The organism is Halobacterium sp. KA-4, assembly GCF_021028995.1.
In the GTDB taxonomy this organism is placed as follows: domain Archaea; phylum Halobacteriota; class Halobacteria; order Halobacteriales; family Halobacteriaceae; genus Halobacterium.
Window position 1 is genome coordinate 1 of record NZ_JAJJZG010000046.1, and the last position, 1,786, is coordinate 1,786.

A 1,786-nucleotide genomic window follows, 5' to 3' on the forward strand; every position below is an offset into this window, starting at 1 on the left:
GCGCTAAAACGACTCGAAATCGCTCGCGTGCTCGCCACTGACCCCGATCTCGTGCTGTTCGACGAGGTCGCTGGCGGTCTCGATCCCGAGGAGACTGAGACTATGGTCGACCTCATCGAAGACATCGGTAACCGCGGAATGACCGTCTTCCTCATCGATCACGTCATGCGCGCTCTGATGACCGTGAGCGACCGCGTGCTCGTGCTGAACAACGGCAGTCTCATCGCAGGTGGGACGCCGACCGAGATCCAGAACGACCCGTCGGTCGTCGAGGCCTATCTCGGCGAGCAGAGCAACCGGAGCACCGAGACGGGGAGCGGCGCCGTATGAGCTTGCTGTCCATTGAGGACGTCGACGTCTCCTACGGTGACGTGCAGGTTCTCTGGGACGTCTCCATCGACGTCGACCACGGGGACGTCGTCGCGCTCCTCGGTGCGAACGGCGCCGGAAAGACGACCGTCCTCAAGACCGTCTGTGGGGACTTGACGCCGACGAGCGGTCGGGTTATCTACGACAGCGAGGACATCACCGGGCGCCCACCAGAGGAGTTGGTTCGCGCGGGTATCGCACACGTCCCCGAGGGACGCGAGATATTCACCGAGAGCAGCGTCGAAGAGAACATCGACCTCGGCGCCCACGCGACCCCCACAGGTGCCGCCGAGCGCAAATCATGGGTATTCGACGTTTTCCCCCGCCTCAAGGAACGCCGGAACCAGACTGCGGGCACGCTTAGCGGCGGCGAACAGCAGATGCTCGCTATCGGCCGCGCGCTCATGAGCGACCCTGAGCTGCTCCTACTCGACGAGGCCAGCCTCGGGCTCGCGCCGGTGCTCGTCGAAGACGTCTTCGCAGCCATTGAAGAGGTGACCGAACACGGTGTGACAGTACTACTCGTCGAACAGGATCTCCACAACGCCCTCCGCATTGCCGACCGGGGGTACGTTCTCGAGAGTGGCCGAGTCGTGCTCTCCGGCGACGCTGCAGAGCTCGAGGACGACGACCGTGTCGAGGAATCCTACCTCGGCGGCTGAGATGACCGTAGAGCCACGACCGAGTGCCCCTGCGACGGAACCGCGGTCGCTCGGACGAGAACTGACCACCGACTCACCGATACCGAACACTACGATGAATCAGACGATCCCACGACGATGTACCGTACGACGGACGAGTGACGCCCCGACTCCCGACTGGGGACGGACAGGCCCGAGTCGAGGTGGATTATGCCGTCACTAGACCTGCTTGCGGGGGCGGCCGTGAACGGTCTCCTCCTCGGCGGTATCTACGCGCTCGCGGCGCTCGGTCTCACGCTCGTATTCGGAATTATGGATATCGTGAACCTTGCGCACGGCCATCTGCTGATGCTCGGTGGCTACGTTGCCGTCATCTGTGCGATGACGTTCGGCCTCTCTCCGCTTCTCGGCATGATCGTCGCGATGGCCGTCCTCGCCGTCATCGGCGTGCTGCTACAATCCCTCCTCACGCACGTCGTCGACGAAGGCATCGAACAGCCCATCCTCCTCCTCTTCGGTGTCGCACTCATCATTCAGAACACCTGGCAATACGTCCTCCAGACGTTCCTCTTCGGTGCGGAAGCCCAGACGACCGACCTACACATCATCACCGGAAGTCTGAGCCTCGCCGGGGTCTCCGTGGCCTCCTCCCGTGTGGTCACGTTCGTCTTCGCCCTCGTCCTCATCGTCGCAACGTGGCTGTTCCTTCGCTACACGAAAACCGGCCGTTCAATCCGCGCCGTCGCACAGAATCCGGACGCGGCACGCTATATGGG

The 1,786-nt window shown here is 63.0% G+C and carries 2 protein-coding genes and 1 pseudogene; all 3 read left to right on the top strand.

Annotated elements, in window-relative coordinates:
- Nucleotides 1–330 (top strand): annotated as a pseudogene (locus LPA44_RS17910) (ABC transporter ATP-binding protein); the annotation flags it as partial.
- Nucleotides 327–1,031 carry an ABC transporter ATP-binding protein gene (locus LPA44_RS17915; protein ID WP_230890839.1) on the top strand — a complete coding sequence of 235 codons (705 nt, stop codon included), beginning with the start codon at nucleotides 327–329 and terminating at the stop codon, nucleotides 1,029–1,031. The pseudogene LPA44_RS17910 and the gene LPA44_RS17915, both read left to right, overlap by 4 nt.
- 189 nt (nucleotides 1,032–1,220) lie before the next feature.
- The coding region (locus LPA44_RS17920; RefSeq protein WP_230890840.1) for a branched-chain amino acid ABC transporter permease at nucleotides 1,221–1,786 on the top strand (566 nt) is incomplete at its 3' end.

Bases quoted from the DNA above. Each gene is read 5' to 3' on its own strand.
- LPA44_RS17915 (WP_230890839.1), top strand. From the start codon at position 327: ATGAGCTTGCTGTCCATTGAGGACGTCGACGTCTCCTACGGTGACGTG.